Genomic DNA, 15,528 nt, shown 5'->3' with positions numbered 1-15,528 from the left:
CGGGGCATGGCGGACCACGGCATCACCACCATCGACACCGGCTTCCAGCGGCCGGGCTTCGATGCGGCCTATCTGGTCGTCGAGCAGGGCCGGGGCGCCTTCATCGACTGCGGCACCAACCACAGCGTTCCGCACATGCTGGGGGCGCTGCGGGCCAAGGGGCTCGAGGTGGAGGCCGTGGACTGGCTGATCCTCACCCATGTCCACCTGGACCATGCGGGCGGCGCGGGCGCGCTGATGAAGGCGCTGCCGAATGCACGCCTGGTGGTGCATCCGCGCGGGGCGCGGCACATGGTGGACCCGGCACGGCTGGTGGCCGGCGCGACGGCGGTCTACGGGGAGCAGGAGTTCGCCCGCAGCTACGGCGAGGTGCTGGCGGTGCCGGAAGCACGGGTGGTGGTGGCTGACGACGGACACCGCGTCGACCTCGCCGGACGGATGCTCGAGTGCATCGACACCCCGGGACACGCGCGGCACCACCTGTGCGTGTGGGACGAACGCAGTCGTAGCTGGTTCACCGGGGATACCTTCGGGCTGTCCTACCGCGAATTCGACACGGCCAACGGAGCGCTGGCCATCCCGACCAGTTCACCGGTGCAGTTCGAGCCGGGGCCATTGAAGGACTCCATCCGCCGCATGCTCGCGCGCGATCCCGATGCGATGTACCCCACCCATTACGGCCGGGTAGGCGACGTCGCACGGGTGGCGGAGGGGCTGCTGGCACTGGTCGACCGGATGGTCGAGCTCGCCGAAGCCGCCGACGGGCAGCCGGACCGCCACGGAAAACTGGTGTCGGCGTTGCGCGCGCTGTACGTCGACCGGGCACGGACCCACGGCGTCGACCAGCCCGAAACGAAAGTCGATGCGCTGCTTGCGATCGACATCGAACTCAATGCGCAGGGGCTGGAGGTCTGGCTCGACCGCAAGGCAGCGGCGGGCTGAGCCGGGATACCCCGGCCGGGCCAGTTCAACTCAGTCCCAGCGGTGGGGTTCCGCGCGGCCGTTGCCGGTCTGCATCGGCACCACGCAGAAGCGCTGGCCATCCGGTGCCTGCATGACCCACCAGCGCTTCACGAACGCGACCCGGCTGGCGCCCAGCGCCTCCAGCCGCGCGACCTCGGCATCGATGTCGTCGGTCTCGATATCGAGGTGGACGCGCGAGGGGTGTTCGACCTTCTGCACTTCCACGTGAAGGTCACCGGGCGCGCTGCCGAACTCGGCGTATTGCCCGGTGCCGCCGGAGTCCGGATCGACGACCCGGATACCCAGTGCGCTGCCCCAGAAGTTAGCCGAAGCATCGAGATCATCGGTGCGGCTGTCGATGATGAAGCCGGCCAGGCGGCTGTGATGGGCCATGGTTGCCTCCTGAACGAAAAAGGGCGCACCCATCGGTGCGCCCCTGTGGAAACGGTTACTGCGGTGAGCCGAGGTCATCCAGCAGCGCCTTGAGGAAGCGCGCCGCCTCGCCGCCGGTACAGGCACGGTGGTCGAAGGTGAGCGAGATCGGCATCCGGCGGTGCACTTCCACGCCACCCATCACCGCCACGACATCGTGCGAGAGCTTGCCGGCGCCGACGATGGCGACCGTCGGCGGCACCACCACCGGGGTGGCGTAGCGGCCGGCGAACATACCGAAGTTCGACAGGCTGATGGTGTAGCCCGACAGCTCACTGGCCGGAATGCTGCGGTCCTCGACCTGAGCGCGCAGGCGCTGGATCGAAGAACGGATCCCGGCGGCATCGAGGACGTCGGCGTTGCGCAGGGCCGGCACGAACAGGCCGTCCTCGGTATCGACCGCGATGCCGATGTCGACCTGCGGGTGCATGGTGCGCACCAGCTTCTCTCCGTCGAACCAGGCATTCAACGCCGGCACCGCCTTGCAGGCGGCGACGATGGCGCGGATCAGGCGCGCGGTGATGTCCTGCTTGCCGATCCATGCGTGCAGGTCGGCGTCGTCGCACAGGGTGGTGGGCACCACCTTGGCGTGCGCGTCGGCCATGACCCGCGCCATGTTGCGGCGCACGCCCTTGAGCTGCTCGGGCTGGCCGCTGGCGGCGACGCCGGGCGGCTGGGTGCGCATCGGCTTGCCGGACTGCGACAGCGTGCTGCGCTGCGCCGGGGCCTGTGCATTGGACGGGGCGGGTGCGCGTTCGGCTCGGCCGGCGGCGCGGGGTGCCGCACCGGCCGGTGCCGAACCATCGGCCGCCGCCTTCTTGACGTCGGCCATGGTGACCACGCCGTCGGTGCCGGTGGCGTTGACCCGCGACAGGTCCACCTTCAGCTTGCGCGCCAGTGCCCGTACCGCCGGCATCGCCTTGACCCCGCCGATGCTGCTGGCCTGTTCGCTGCGTACGGTGTCGGACGACTGCATCGCGCCCACCACCGTGCCGCTGTCCTCGCGGGTCTTGCCCTTCGCAGGCGCCTCGCCGTCATCCTCGATGGCTCCGCCATCGTCGGAGGCCACCACCCGGTCGTCCGGCGCCGGGTCTTCGCTGCCCACACCCTTGGACGGCTGGCCGCCGCCGTGGTGGTGGCCGGTGTCCTGGCCCTCGGAACGCTGCGGCATCGACGGGTCGATCTCGAACTCCGCCAGCATCGCGCCGGTGTTGATCACGTCGCCCGGCTCGCCGGCCAGCTTCAGCACCTTGCCCGAGACCGGGGAGGGCACCTCGACCACGGCCTTGGCGGTTTCCATCGACACCAGCGCGTCGTCCAGCTGGATGGTGTCGCCGACCTTGACGGTCCACTCGACGATGGTGGCGTCGGGCAGGCCTTCGCCGAGGTCGGGCAGGAAGAAACTCTTCTTGTTGCTCATGGCAGTCCTTCTGGTGCGGGGGCGCCACGGCGCCCTTGCAATGTCTGTCGTATCAGCCCGCCGCCATCGCGCGCTTGGCCGCGGCAACGACGCGGTCGACGCTGGGCAGGTACTTCATCTCGAGGCGGAACAGCGGGATGTGGGTGTCGTAGCCGGTGACGCGCTCGACCGGCGCGAGCAGGTCGTACATCGACTCCTCGGCCAGGCGGGCGGCGATCTCCGCGCCGAAGCCGGCGGTCTTGGGGGCCTCGTGCACGATCACGCAGCGGCCCGTTTTCGACACCGATTCGGCGATGGTGGCGAAGTCCAGCGGTCGCAGGGTGGCGACGTCGATCACCTCGGCGCTGATGCCGTCCTCGACCAGCTTCTCGGCGGCTTCGAGCGCTTCCTTCACCTGTGCGCCCCAGGTCACCAGGGTCACGTCGGTGCCGTCGCGCAGCACGTAGCACACGTCCAGCGGCAGGGCCTCGCCGTCGTCGGGCACCAGTTCCTTGTACTGCCGGTAGATGCGCTTGGGCTCGAAGAAGATCACCGGGTCCGGCTCGCGGATCGCCGCCAGCAGCAGGCCGTAGGCGCGCTGCGGCGAGGAGGGCATGACCACGCGCAGGCCGGGGACGTTGGTGAAGATCGCCTCGTTGGCCTCGCTGTGGTGCTCCGGCGCACGGATGCCGCCGCCCCAGGGCACGCGCAGCACCATCGGGCAGTGCAGCCGGCCGCGGGTGCGGTAGCGCATGCGTGCGGCGTGGCAGACGATGAAGTCGACCATCGGGTACATGAAGCCGTCGAACTGCGCCTCGGCGATCGGCTTCATGCCCTGGCTGGCCATGCCGACCGTGAGTCCGGCAATCGTGGTCTCGTCCAGCGGGGTGTCGATCACCCGCTCCGAACCGAACTGCGCGTGCAGCCCGGCGGTGGCGCGGAACACGCCGCCGTTGACGCCCACGTCCTCGCCCAGCACCACGACGCTGTCGTCGTTGCGGATCTCGTAGGCCATCGCCTGGGTGATGGCTTCGATCAGGGTGATCGGCGCGGCGGCCTTCTGGTCCTTGGCGGCACTCATGCGCGGCCCTCCCGTGCGATCGCCTGCTCGCGCTGCTCGAGCAGGTCGGCGGGCATGTCGGCATACAGATGGTCGAACATCGCTTCCACGGGCTGCACCGGTGTCTCCAGGTAGGCGTTGATCTCGACGTCGACGCGCTTGCCGCACTCCTCGATCCAGGCCTTCTCTTCGTCCTCGCTCCAGAGGCCGGCCTCGGTGAGGTAGGTGCGCAGGCGGGTCATCGGCTCGCGCTCCCAGCCGGCCTTGACCTCGGCGTCGTCGCGGTAGCGGGTGGCGTCGTCGGCGGTGGTGTGGTCGTGCAGGCGATAGGTCATGAACTCGATGACGCTGCCGCCTTCGCCGTTGCGTGCGCGCTCGGTGGCGCGGCGCATGGCCTCCAGCACGGCCACCAGGTCGTTGCCGTCCACCTGCAGGCAGTGCAGGCCGCCGGCAATGCCCTTCTGGGCAAGCGTCTCCGCGCCGGTCTGGGCATGGCGGGGCACCGAGATCGCCCAGCCGTTGTTGATCACGCACAGCACCAGCGGCGACTTGAACGCACCGGCGGAGTTCAGTGCGGCGTAGAAGTCGGTCTTGGACGAGCCGCCGTCGCCGCAGCAGGCGACCGCGATGCGGTCCTGCTTGCGCAGCTTGAACGACAGCGCCGCGCCGGCCGCCATCAGGCACTGGGTGGAGATCGGCACGCACCACGGATAGTCGTTGCGCGGGCCTTCGAAGTCATTGCCGCGCTCGTCGCCACCCCAGTACAACAGCACCTCGCGTGGCTTCACGCCGCGCATGAACTGGGCGCCGTACTCGCGGTAGCTGGGGGCGAACACATCCTCCGGCTTCATCGAGGCACCGATGCCGACGTGGGTGGCTTCGTGCCCCAGGCTGGCGGCGTAGGTGCCCAGCTTGCCGGTGCGTTGCAGTTTGATCGACTTGTTGTCGAAGGTGCGCACGAACAGCATCTGCTTGAACAGCGGCAGCAGCGCTTTCGGGTCACGGAAGGCTTCGGGCAGCTCGGCGACGGTCTTGCCGTCCGGCCCGATGTATTGCAGGTACTCGATTTCGAACGATGCGGCGACCGTCATTGCACGCGTTCCTCGGTCAGCGAAAGACCCTGATCATACCGAGGAGCGCGTAAAAAGCCGTTGCGCGATGCCGCATTGCACCGCACAACGGCGTCGTGTTCAGCGTCCCCCGCGGCCCACCAGCCGGGCGCTGAAGGTGGCGGTGTTGTTGGCCGGGACCGGATCGGCGGTCTCCGACTCCACCTGGGCGGAGAATTCCAGAGGCGCGTTGCCCGGCGGCCGGCGCGGCACCAGGGCTGCGAAGGCGAACCAGCCGGTGCCGAGGTCCATGCGCCCGTCCCGGCGGTGGCACTCGGCCCGGAACGAGGCGTGATCGCCCTCCGGCCGGCCGCACTTCCAGCCCGACGGGGAGGCGACCGCCACGTGGGCCGCCGCGACATTGCCGGCCAGCACCAGTCGCGGCTGCAGCGCCTCCTGCGGCCCGGCGTTGCGCACGGGGACCACGAAGGTGGCGATGGCCCCGCGGCGGATGCGGTGGGCATCGCCGATCAGCCTGACCGACAGGTCGGCGCTGCCGAACTCCGGCGCGCGGATGCGCAACCGCACCGGGTCGTGGTCGGACGAGCGGATGGCGATGGTGGGATCGTCGAAGTTGTCCACGCCGAAGTCGGCGTTGATCCGGGCGTGCTCGACCACGATCGAATCCGCACCCTGCGCAAGTGCCTGGTTCACCAGCACGTGGTCGAGCGTCTGCGCGTTTCCGCCGAAGACATAGGAGTAGCGCTGCAGCGGATCATCAATGAAAGTCGAGCCGTCCAGCAACGGCGTCCCCAGCGGGCTTTCGACGTGCAACAGCACTTCGTCGGCCGGCGCGGGATCGCCGCGCACGATGCCCATCACGTCGACGTAGCCGTCGTTGAACTCGAAGGCGTTGAAGTCGCCGGCCAGGATGATGCGTTCCCCTGGGTTGGCCTCCTGCAGCGAGTCCACCACCCCTGCCAGATACGCCGCCTGGGCCGCCCGCTTGGCACGGACGCGGTCACCGGTGGTGGGCCAGCCGGAGCTTCCCGGCTCGGTGGAGTCGACGCCGTTGAGAGAGCGCAGGTGGTTGGCGATCACCGTCACCGGATAGGTGCCACCGCCCTCGTGGCGGATGCGCGCGCGCAGCAGCAAGGGCGGGCGGTCGTTGAGGATGCTGGTGGTGCCGTTCGGGTTCTGCAGCGTGGCGTCCTTGCCGAGCTGGGCCAGGTCCAGCACCTCCACCCGGGTGCCGCTGCCGGCGGTGCGGGCGCTGGCGAGGAAGCCGACGTTGATGCCGCCGACGTCATTGCCCTGCTCCAGCATCGCGACATAGGCCGGGGCGGCGGCGCAGTCGGCATTGATGCGCTGCGCCAGCATGTCCAGCACGCGCTGGTTCTCCACTTCGGCCACGGCGACGATGTCGGGTGCCTGCAGGAAGTCGCAGACCGCCAGTGCCGCCTTCGACAACCTGCGCTCCAGCGCCTCGGGGGTGAGGGTGACCGCGCCATTGCCGTCGGCGACCTCGTCGAACAGCCGCAGCAGGTTGAAGCTGGCCACGGTGACCTCGTCATCCGCGGCCGGCGCCAGCGCCACCGGGGCCATACCCCCTGCCACCTGCGGCGGGGTGGCGACGTCGGGCGTCAGCGCCCAGGTGCCGCTGTGGTAGTCGAGCACGCCCACCAAGCCGGTGACCGTGGCCCCGACATCGACCGACAGCGGCTCCGACCCGATCTGGCCCCAGCTGCGCACCATCATCCGCTCGGGGTTGGTGTCGAAGCGTGGCGGATCCTTGCCCGCGGGTACGTCGATGCGGTCGAGGATGCCGATGCCGGGCTCGCGGAACGGGCGCTCCAGGCCGGGCAGCACCACGTGGAATACGCCATCGCTGGACGCACGTGCGTCGTTCTCGTCGATCGAGCCGCCACTGGGAGCGACCACGACGGCCTCCGCGACGGCGACCCGCATGCCTTCGAGCCGCTCAAGCGTTGCCGGAGCCGCCTCCGGAGAGAGATCGCCGGGTGCCAAGGCGATCGCTTCCGGCAGTGGCTGTCCGCTCGCAAGCACCTCGACTTCGGGATCGATGATCTCGGTGATGCTCAGCTGGTTGCGGTTGGACGACGGCAGGTATTCCTCCACCACGCCGGTCACCCGCACCCGGTTACCGACGGCCGCCGTGGCCGGCGGGGCGGTGCCGGTATAGACGAAGACCGCGTCCGAGGTGGCGGGATCGCCATCGTCGTTCGCCGCCTGCAGGAAGAAGCCGCTGTTGAACTTGCGCGCGGTGACGATGCCTTCGGTGACCACCCGCTCGTCGACGTACGCCGACACCAGCGCGTCGCCCTGGATCTGCGCGATGGTCAGCTCGGTTGCGGGCGGCGGCGGGGGCGGTTCCTCGCTGCCGCTGTTGCGTGGATCGGGGGTGTCGCGGCTGAAGTCGGCGGCGTTGTCGTCGCTGTCGGTGGCGCCATTGCCGTTGCGCAACGCGGCGGTGGTGTTGCTCAGGCCGGGCGCCGCGCCGCTGCCTTCGAAGCAGTTGGCGCCGCCGTAGCCGACGAAGTCGACCGCCGCGTCGAGCGGGCAGGTGCCCGAGAGGGAGGTGGTGGCGTTGACCAGCGCCACCTTGCCGCTGGAGCCCGCCATGGCGATGGTGCCGATCGCGTCCGGCACCGGGAGATCCACCGATCCACCGGCTCCATCGGCCTGCTTGACCAGGTAGTAACCGCCCGCGGCGATCTCGCCCTGCAGCCCGGTGACCTGCCAGCTGGAGCCGGAGGAAGAGGCGTACTGCACGCTCCAGCCATCGAGCGGGACCGGCGCCGGCCCGGTGTTGCGCAGTTCGATGAAGTCGCTGCGCAGGGTGGCGCCAGAGTTACCGCCACCACCGTAGACCTGGCTGACCACCACCTGGGCAGTGGCCGGGGCGGCGAACGCCAGCGCCAGAACGAGGAACGCGGCCGGCAGGCGGCCCGGGTGCTTGTCCATAAGTCGTGTCCAGGTTGTGCCGCCGGCCCGTTGCTGGCGGATGACGTGGGCCGATCATGCCGCAATCCGATGGCAGGGGGATGACGGCGGGCGGTGGCGCCGACGAGCGGTGGGCCGGGGCCGTGCGTTAACCTTCACGTCCCACGGCAGGAGCCACGCATGAGCGTCGACAAGAACCAGCGCGAACTCGAGGCCGGCATCCATACCGACCTCGCCGGCCGGATGAGCTACGGCGGTTACCTGCAGCTGGACCGGTTGCTCGACGCCCAGCGGCCGGTGTCCGACCCGGTGCAGCACGACGAGCTGCTGTTCATCATCCAGCACCAGGTCTCGGAGCTGTGGATGAAGCTGATGATCCACGAGCTGCGATCGGCCAACGCCCACCTGCGCGCCGGCGAGCTGGGCAGCACCCAGAAGGTGTTCGCCCGCTGCAAGCAGGTGCTGCGCCAGCTGACCGAGATGTGGTCCGTGCTGGAGATGCTGACCCCGTCGGACTACATGCGTTTCCGCGACATCCTCGGGCCGTCTTCCGGCTTCCAGTCGCTGCAGTACCGGACCATCGAGTTCCTGCTGGGCAACAAGAATCCGTCGATGCTCAAGGTGTTCGCCCACGACCCCGCGGCCGAGGCATCGCTGCGCGAGGTGCTGGAAGCGCCCAGCCTGTACGACGAGGCGCTGCGCTGGCTGGCCCGCAACGGGCACGACGTCCCCGCGCACCTGGTCGAGCGCGACTGGTCGGTCCAGCATGTGTCCGACCCGGGGCTGCTGCCGGTGTTCGAGCGCATCTACGAAGATCCCGATGCCCACTGGGCCGCCTACCACCTGTGCGAGGAGCTGGTCGACATCGAAAGCCAGTTCCAGCTCTGGCGCTTCCGCCACATGCGCACGGTGATGCGCATCATCGGCTTCCGCCCGGGCACCGGCGGGTCCTCCGGCGTGGGCTTCCTGAAGAAGGCACTGGACCTGACCTTCTTCCCGGAGCTGTTCGAGGTCCGCACGCGGATCGGCGGTGGAAGTACGCCGGGGTACGGGGCTTCCGCGGGCTGACGACGCTGGCGAAAACGGGTCGCGGGGCTGCTAGGATCGGCCGGTCTTGTCTCCGGGAACCCGCATGAAGCCATCCGAGCCGACCCCCCAGTCGAACCCCGCCGCGCGGCGCGGGCTGGTCACGAGGTTCCTGGATGGGGTCGAACGGGTGGGCAACCGCCTGCCGGATCCCGCAGTGCTGTTCCTGTTGCTGATGGTCGCCGTGTGGGTGGTCTCGGCGCTGATGGCCAACATGGACTTCAGCGAGATCGACCCGCGCAGCGGCGAGCCGGTGGTGATCAACAACCTCCTGGCCGGCGGCAACCTGACGCAGTTCATGGCGACGATGGTCTCGACCTTCGTCAACTTCGCGCCGCTGGGCGTGGTGCTGGTGGCGATGCTCGGCCTGGGCGTGGCCGAACATACCGGCTTCATCAATGCCGCCCTGCGGGCGATCCTGGCGGTGACGCCGAAAATGCTGCTCACCCCGGCGCTGATCGGCGTGGGCATCCTCAGCCACGTGGCGGTCGACGCCGGCTACGTGCTGGTGATCCCGCTGGGCGCGGTGATCTTCTACGCTGCCGGCCGCCACCCGCTGGCCGGCATCGCGGCCGCGTTCGCGGGCGTGTCCGGTGGGTTCTCGGCGACCTTCTTCGTCCCCTCCAGCCTCGATCCGCTGCTCGCGGCTCTCACCCAGGAGTCGGCCAGACTCATCGACCCGGCGATCGTCATCAGCCCGCTGAACAACTATGTGTTCACCACCGCATCGACGTTCCTGGTGATCGCGGTGGGCTGGTTCCTCACCGATCGCGTGATTGAGCCACGACTGCGCAACACCCCTGTGGATGGCGACAACGCCGACATGCCGACCCTGGAGCCTCTGAGCCCGCGGGAAAAGCGTGGCCTCATCGGGGCGGTTGTCGCGATGGCGATCGCGGTGGTGCTGTTCGCGCTGACCCTGCTGCCTGCAGATACGCCATGGGCGGCGCCGGCTGACACGCTGGCGCCAGGGACTATTCCGCTGCTGGCGTTCACCGCGCCGCTGATGCAGTCGATCGTGGCGCTGATCTTCCTGTTCTTCCTGATCCCGGGCGTCGTCTACGGCTACCTGTCCGGTTCGGTGAAGAACCACCGCGACGTCATCGCCGGGATGAGCAAGGCGATGAGCGGCATGGGCTACTACATCGTGATGGCGTTCTTCGCCGCCCAGTTCATCTATGCCTTCGGCCAGTCCAACCTCGGCGTGCTGCTGGCGATCAAGGGCGCCAATGCGCTGCAGGCGATGGGCCTGCACATGTCGCTGACGGTGGTCGGCATCGTGCTGCTGTCGGGCTTCGTCAACCTGCTGGTCGGGTCGGCATCGGCCAAGTGGGCCCTCATCGGCGCGATCATGGTGCCGATGCTGATGCAGCTGGGCGTGTCCCCGGACCTGACCCAGGCGGCCTACCGCGTCGGCGACTCCAGCACCAACATCATCACGCCGCTGCTGCCGTACTTCCCGCTGATCGTGGTGTTCTGCCAGAAGTACGTGAAATCCAGCGGCGTCGGCACCCTGCTCGCCCTGATGCTGCCATTTGCAGTGACCCTGCTGGTGGTATGGACCGCCTTCCTGGTCGGCTTCTGGGCGCTGGGCATCCCACTGGGCGTAGGCTCCAGCTATGGGTACCCTGCGGCATGACCATGGCCGGCTCGTCGCTGGCATCGCAGGACGCGGCGCATGGGGTATTTTTGAACGTCGCACTGGCCGCGTCAGTGCTTGAACCCGGCGTTGCCGCATCCGCGGCGCGTCTCCCAATAACAGGGGAGTAGAGAAACTAGTGGCTACCAATCCATTACCCGCAGGGGAAGGCAAGACTTTCCTGGGACATCCGCGCGGCCTGTACATGCTGTTCTTTGCCGAAATGTGGGAGCGCTTCTCCTACTACGGCATGCGCGCGCTGCTGGTGCTGTACCTGACCAAGCACTGGCTGTTCTCGGATGGCGAAGCTTCAATGGTCTACGGGGCCTACACTGCCCTGGTCTACATCACACCGGTCATCGGCGGATACCTCGCCGATCGCTACCTTGGCCAGCGCAAGGCGGTGCTTTACGGTGCCGTCCTGCTGACCTTTGGACACTTCCTGATGGGTTTCGAAGGCGACGGCGGCGGAGACAGCCCCGCTCTCAATGCCTTTTGGCTGGCGCTGGCTTTCATCATCGTTGGCTCCGGGTTCCTGAAGGCGAACATCTCGGTGATGGTCGGTCAGCTGTATCCGCGCACTGATGTGCGTCGGGACGGCGCCTATACGATCTTCTACATGGGCATCAACCTTGGCGCCTTCCTGGGCTCGCTGCTGTGCGGCTACCTCGGCGAGACCTATGGCTGGAAGTACGGCTTCGGCGCGGCCGGCATCGGAATGCTGTTGGGCCTGATCGTCTTCGTGATCGGCAGGCCGCTGTTGCAGGGCCATGGCGAGTCCACCGCTCCGGCGAAGCTTAAGCAACGCGTGGCCGGATTGCCGTTCGAGTGGCTGCTTTATCTGCTCGGTATCGGAATCGTCGTCGTGTGCTGGTGGATGGTCCAGAACCAGGAAGTGGTCGGCTGGGCCTTGGGCGTCACCGGCATTGTCCTGTTGGGGTATGTCGGCTGGGTCGCCGTCACCAAGCTCGACGCCCATGCACGCAACCGCATCTTTGCGGCGATGATCCTGATGATCGGATCGGTACTGTTCTGGGCACTGTTTGAACAGGCGGGTTCGTCGCTAAACCTCTACACCGACCGATATGTGAACCGGGAGATGCTGGGGTGGGAAGTCCCGGCATCGATGTTCCAGTCGATCAACGCGCTATACATCATCCTGCTGGCGCCGGTGTTTGCCTGGTTGTGGACCACGCTTGGTCGGCGGGGGCTTGAGCCTTCGGCGCCGGCGAAGTTCGGCTTGGGCATGATCCAGTTGGGCTTCGGCTTCCTGGTGCTGGTGGCCGGTGCCGCGGCGGTAGCAAGCGGCAGCCTGACTCCGGTGCTCTTCATCTTCCTGATCTATCTGCTGCACACGATGGGCGAACTTTGCCTTTCGCCAGTTGGTTTGTCGGCGATGAACCGCCTTGCGCCCGCACATATGGCCAGCCTCATCATGGGCTGCTGGTTCTTCGCTTCGGCGACAGGTAACTTCGTCGCCGGTTTGATCGCGGCGGCTACGGGATCCGAGGCGGCTTCGGGTGAGGATGCCGCACAGCAGGTGGTGCTGGATGTCTATTCCACCATCGGCTGGATTGCAGTGGCCGTGGGCGTGGGCTTCCTGCTCGTATCGCCATTGATCAAGCGCCTGATGCACCTGGATACGCTGAAGGACGATGACCATCAGTTGGCGGGAGAGCGTGAGCTAGCGGAACCCGCGGCACCAGGCATCCACATCGAGGACGAGCGAAAGTAGTAGACCTCGTTGTGGAAGTTCCACGGAAACGGCGGCCTGCGGGCCGCCGTTTTTCGTTGTGCCCACGGCGGGCTTCCGTGGTGCGTGCGACGCCGGCTACTGCGGGGCGGATTCCGCCTCGGCCTGGATCTCCAGCTCGTCCAGCCGGTCCAGCAGGCGGAAGAGCAGGGCGCGTTCTTCCGCATCCATGCCGCCCAGCAGGCGTTGCTGGAACCCGAGCGCCAGTGGGGCGATCTCGTCGTACAGGCGCGTGCCCTCATCGCTCAGGCGCAGGACCGACCTGCGGCGATCCTCGCCATCGACCTGCCGCACCACCCGACCCGAGTCCACCAGGCTGCCAACGGCGCGGCTGACCGCCACCTTGTCCATCGCGGTGCGCTGGGTCACTTCGTTGGCCGACAAGTCCGGATAGCGGCCCAGCACGGCCATGACCCGCCATTCCGTCCGGCCGAGGTCGTAGCGATCCGAGTAGACGCGGGCGATGGCGTCGCTGACCCGGTTGGACAGTACCGACAGGCGATAGGGCAGGAAGTGCTCCAGGTCCAGCTCGGCATGGGCCGCCGGAACCGCCGGTGTTTCGTTCATGTTGCACCGTGCCTTGCCTATGGTTTCATGTGAAACTATAACGCGATGACGGGAGCCGATGGTGCCCCCGCCCCCCACGACACGACAGCACCCACGGAGTCTTCCCATGAGCGCCCAACCCAACCTCGGCATGCAGGTCACCACGTTCGAGAACCCGCTCGGCATCGACGGTTTCGAATTCGTCGAGTTCGCCGCGCCCGATGGCCAGGGCGAGATGCTGCACGACTACTTCCGCCGCATGGGCTTCACCGCGGTGCTGCAGCACAAGACCCGCCCGATCACCGTCTATCGCCAGGGCGGGGTGAACTTCCTGGTCAACGAGGACCCCGACAGCTTCGCGGCCGACTTCGCCAAGGCCCACGGCCCGTGCGCGGCCGGCTTCGCGATCCGCTTCAAGGAGAGCGCCGACAAGGTCTGCCAGACGGTGCTGGGCAACGGCGGCGAGGCGATCGACCACAAGCCGGAGACCAAGGCGGTCAACGCCCCGGTGGTCAAGGGCATCGGCGACTGCATGCTGTACCTGGTCGACCGTTACGGCGGCAAGGGCAGCATCTACGGCGAGGACTTCCTGCCGGTGCAGGGCGCCGACCAGGATCCGAAGGGCTTCGGCCTGACCTTCATCGACCACCTGACCCACAACCTCTACTTCGGCAACATGGCGAAGTGGTCGGACTACTACGAGAAGCTGTTCAATTTCCGCGAGATCAAGTACTTCGACATCAAGGGCGCCAAGACCGGCCTGGTGTCCAAGGCGATGACCGCACCGGACGGCATCGTGCGCATCCCGCTCAACGAGTCCAACGACCCCAAGAGCCAGATCAACGAATATCTCGATGCGTACAAGGGCGAGGGTATCCAGCACATCGCCTGCTTCACCGACGACATCTACGAGACCGTCGAGAAGATGCGCGAGGGCGGGATCGAGTTCCTGGACACCCCGGATACCTACTTCGAGGTGATCGACCAGCGCGTGCCGGGGCATGGCGAAGACGTGCCGCGCCTGCAGAAGAACAAGATCCTGCTCGATGCCGACATGGAGACCAAGAAGCGCCTCCTGCTGCAGATCTTCACGACCAATGCGATCGGCCCGATCTTCTTCGAGATCATCCAGCGCAAGGGCAACGAGGGCTTCGGCGAAGGCAACTTCCAGGCGCTGTTCGAATCGATCGAGCGCGACCAGATGAAGCGCGGCGTGCTGTAAGCGGAGCGGCGGCCCATGGCGATCACCAGTAACGGGTACCAGTCGGGTTTTGGCAACGAGTTCGCGACCGAGGCACTTGAAGGCACGCTACCGCAGGGCCGCAATTCGCCGCAGAAGGTCGCGCATGGACTCTACGCCGAGCAGCTGAGCGGTACCGCCTTCACTGCGCCCCGGCATGCCAACCGTCGCAGTTGGCTGTACCGCATCCGGCCGGCGGCGATGCACGGCTCGTTCGAGCCGTATCGTTCGTCGCATCCGGCCGGCTTCCACAACGAGTTCGGCGACGGCCCGGTCACGCCCAACCAGCTGCGCTGGGACCCGCTGCCGATGCCGGGAGACGGCGAACGCATCGACTTCGTCGACGGCCTGTACACCATGGCAGGCAACGGTGGCCCGGCCGCGATGACGGGGCTCGGCGTGCATGTCTATGCCGCCAACGCTTCGATGCAGGGGCGCTTCTTCTACAACGCCGATGCGGAGATGCTGATCGTTCCGCAACAGGGGCGCGTGCACCTGGCCACCGAGCTGGGGGTGGTGGAGGTCGAGCCGCAGGAGATCGCAGTGGTGCCCCGGGGCGTGCGTTTCCGCGTCGAGTTGCTCGACGGCAGTGCGCGCGGCTATGTCTGCGAGAACTTCGGCGCCCTGCTGCGCCTGCCGGACCTCGGCCCGATCGGCAGCAACGGCCTGGCCAATCCCCGGGACTTCCTGAGCCCGCAGGCCGCGTTCGAGGACATCGAAGGCGAATTCGAACTGGTGGCGAAGTTCCAGGGCCACCTGTGGCGCGCCGACATCGGCCACTCGCCGCTCGACGTGGTCGGTTGGCACGGAAACTACGCGCCCTACAAGTACGACCTGCGGCGCTTCAACACCATCGGCTCGATCAGCTACGACCATCCGGACCCGTCGATTTTCCTGGTACTGCACTCGCCCAGCGATACGCCGGGCACCAGCAACCTGGACTTCGCGATCTTCCCGCCGCGCTGGCTGGTCGCGCAGGACACCTTCCGGCCGCCGTGGTTCCACCGCAACATCGCCAGCGAGTTCATGGGCCTCATCCATGGCGCCTACGACGCCAAGGCCGAGGGTTTCGTTCCCGGTGGATCGAGCCTGCACAACTGCATGACCGGGCACGGCCCGGACGCGGCGACTTTCGAGAAGGCCAGCAACGCCGATCTGTCGAAGCCGGACGTGGTGAAGGACACCATGGCCTTCATGTTCGAGGCACGGGGCGTGATCCGGCCGACGGCGCAGGCGTTGGAGGCCGGCCATCGCCAGGCCGGCTACCAGGACTGCTGGGCCGGTTTGCAAAAACACTTCCGCGCACCCTGAGACGCTGCGGCGACGGTGCCGCCGCCCGCCGGTTCGCATCGACTTCACGGCAAGCCGGTAGGCTGGCGCCAACGACCCGCCGGACC

The 15,528-nt window shown here is 67.5% G+C and carries 12 protein-coding genes; 6 read left to right on the top strand and 6 right to left on the bottom strand.

Annotation, left to right across the window (positions count from 1 at the left end; translation table 11 throughout):
* Window positions 1-6: 6 nt before the first annotated feature.
* Window positions 7-942 carry an MBL fold metallo-hydrolase gene (locus tag B5D37_RS06030; RefSeq protein WP_078757820.1) on the top strand — a complete coding sequence of 312 codons (936 nt, stop codon included), beginning with the start codon at window positions 7-9 and terminating at the stop codon, window positions 940-942.
* A gap of 30 nt (window positions 943-972) precedes the next feature.
* Here B5D37_RS06030 and B5D37_RS06025 read toward each other — a convergent pair whose 3' ends face one another.
* From B5D37_RS06025 to B5D37_RS06005, 5 genes are all read right to left on the bottom strand, one after another.
* Window positions 973-1,356: a VOC family protein gene (locus tag B5D37_RS06025; RefSeq protein WP_078757965.1), complete on the bottom strand. Its 384-nt coding sequence runs from the start codon at window positions 1,354-1,356 to the stop codon at window positions 973-975.
* Window positions 1,357-1,411: 55 nt separating this feature from the next.
* Window positions 1,412-2,815 carry a dihydrolipoamide acetyltransferase family protein gene (locus B5D37_RS06020; RefSeq protein ID WP_078757819.1) on the bottom strand — a complete coding sequence of 468 codons (1,404 nt, stop codon included), beginning with the start codon at window positions 2,813-2,815 and terminating at the stop codon, window positions 1,412-1,414.
* Between the two features lie 52 nt (window positions 2,816-2,867).
* Complete coding sequence (locus B5D37_RS06015; protein WP_078757818.1) at window positions 2,868-3,875, bottom strand: alpha-ketoacid dehydrogenase subunit beta; 1,008 nt, start codon at window positions 3,873-3,875, stop codon at window positions 2,868-2,870.
* Entirely contained in the window at window positions 3,872-4,945 is a 1,074-nt protein-coding gene (gene pdhA / locus B5D37_RS06010) for a pyruvate dehydrogenase (acetyl-transferring) E1 component subunit alpha (protein ID WP_078757817.1), read from the bottom strand. The genes B5D37_RS06015 and pdhA overlap by 4 nt, the downstream gene beginning before the upstream one ends.
* A gap of 99 nt (window positions 4,946-5,044) precedes the next feature.
* Window positions 5,045-7,888 (bottom strand): lamin tail domain-containing protein, encoded by a 2,844-nt coding sequence (locus B5D37_RS06005; RefSeq protein WP_078757816.1) that lies wholly within the window; start codon window positions 7,886-7,888, stop codon window positions 5,045-5,047.
* A 159-nt stretch (window positions 7,889-8,047) separates the two neighbouring features.
* Between B5D37_RS06005 and B5D37_RS06000 the strand changes: the two genes are divergently transcribed.
* From B5D37_RS06000 to B5D37_RS05990, 3 genes are all read left to right on the top strand, one after another.
* The gene (locus B5D37_RS06000) at window positions 8,048-8,935 is read left to right on the top strand and encodes a tryptophan 2,3-dioxygenase (RefSeq protein WP_078757815.1); all 888 of its coding nucleotides are present in this window, start codon (window positions 8,048-8,050) and stop codon (window positions 8,933-8,935) included.
* A gap of 64 nt (window positions 8,936-8,999) precedes the next feature.
* Complete coding sequence (locus tag B5D37_RS05995; RefSeq protein ID WP_078757814.1) at window positions 9,000-10,592, top strand: AbgT family transporter; 1,593 nt, start codon at window positions 9,000-9,002, stop codon at window positions 10,590-10,592.
* A gap of 139 nt (window positions 10,593-10,731) precedes the next feature.
* On the top strand, window positions 10,732-12,327 hold the full coding sequence (locus B5D37_RS05990; RefSeq protein WP_078757813.1) for a peptide MFS transporter: 1,596 nt from the start codon (window positions 10,732-10,734) through the stop codon (window positions 12,325-12,327).
* Between the two features lie 96 nt (window positions 12,328-12,423).
* On the opposite strand, the gene B5D37_RS05985 is transcribed toward B5D37_RS05990, so the two are convergent.
* Entirely contained in the window at window positions 12,424-12,912 is a 489-nt protein-coding gene (locus B5D37_RS05985) for a MarR family winged helix-turn-helix transcriptional regulator (RefSeq protein WP_078757812.1), read from the bottom strand.
* A gap of 106 nt (window positions 12,913-13,018) precedes the next feature.
* Here B5D37_RS05985 and hppD point away from each other — a divergent pair, with 106 nt between their 5' ends.
* The gene (gene hppD, locus B5D37_RS05980; RefSeq protein ID WP_078757811.1) at window positions 13,019-14,113 is read left to right on the top strand and encodes a 4-hydroxyphenylpyruvate dioxygenase; all 1,095 of its coding nucleotides are present in this window, start codon (window positions 13,019-13,021) and stop codon (window positions 14,111-14,113) included.
* A gap of 15 nt (window positions 14,114-14,128) precedes the next feature.
* Window positions 14,129-15,442: a homogentisate 1,2-dioxygenase gene (gene hmgA, locus B5D37_RS05975; RefSeq protein ID WP_078757810.1), complete on the top strand. Its 1,314-nt coding sequence runs from the start codon at window positions 14,129-14,131 to the stop codon at window positions 15,440-15,442.
* Window positions 15,443-15,528 lie beyond the last annotated feature (86 nt).

Source organism: Lysobacter spongiicola DSM 21749 (assembly GCF_900167055.1).
GTDB classification, from domain to species: Bacteria; Pseudomonadota; Gammaproteobacteria; order Xanthomonadales; family Xanthomonadaceae; genus Novilysobacter; species Novilysobacter spongiicola.
Note: the sequence above shows the minus strand (reverse complement) of the source record. Positions and strands in the feature narration are given on the sequence as shown.

Excerpts from the sequence above, each read along its gene's own strand:
- hmgA (WP_078757810.1), top strand. The coding sequence starts at position 14,129 with ATGGCGATCACCAGTAACGGGTACCAGTCGGGTTTTGGCAACGAGTTC.
- B5D37_RS06030 (WP_078757820.1), top strand. The coding sequence starts at position 7 with ATGGCGGACCACGGCATCACCACCATCGACACCGGCTTCCAGCGGCCG.
- B5D37_RS06015 (WP_078757818.1), bottom strand. The coding sequence starts at position 3,875 with ATGAGTGCCGCCAAGGACCAGAAGGCCGCCGCGCCGATCACCCTGATC.
- B5D37_RS05985 (WP_078757812.1), bottom strand. The coding sequence starts at position 12,912 with ATGAACGAAACACCGGCGGTTCCGGCGGCCCATGCCGAGCTGGACCTG.
- B5D37_RS05995 (WP_078757814.1), top strand. The coding sequence starts at position 9,000 with ATGAAGCCATCCGAGCCGACCCCCCAGTCGAACCCCGCCGCGCGGCGC.
- B5D37_RS06005 (WP_078757816.1), bottom strand. The coding sequence starts at position 7,888 with ATGGACAAGCACCCGGGCCGCCTGCCGGCCGCGTTCCTCGTTCTGGCG.
- B5D37_RS06025 (WP_078757965.1), bottom strand. The coding sequence starts at position 1,356 with ATGGCCCATCACAGCCGCCTGGCCGGCTTCATCATCGACAGCCGCACC.
- B5D37_RS06020 (WP_078757819.1), bottom strand. The coding sequence starts at position 2,815 with ATGAGCAACAAGAAGAGTTTCTTCCTGCCCGACCTCGGCGAAGGCCTG.
- B5D37_RS06000 (WP_078757815.1), top strand. The coding sequence starts at position 8,048 with ATGAGCGTCGACAAGAACCAGCGCGAACTCGAGGCCGGCATCCATACC.
- hppD (WP_078757811.1), top strand. The coding sequence starts at position 13,019 with ATGAGCGCCCAACCCAACCTCGGCATGCAGGTCACCACGTTCGAGAAC.
- pdhA (WP_078757817.1), bottom strand. The coding sequence starts at position 4,945 with ATGACGGTCGCCGCATCGTTCGAAATCGAGTACCTGCAATACATCGGG.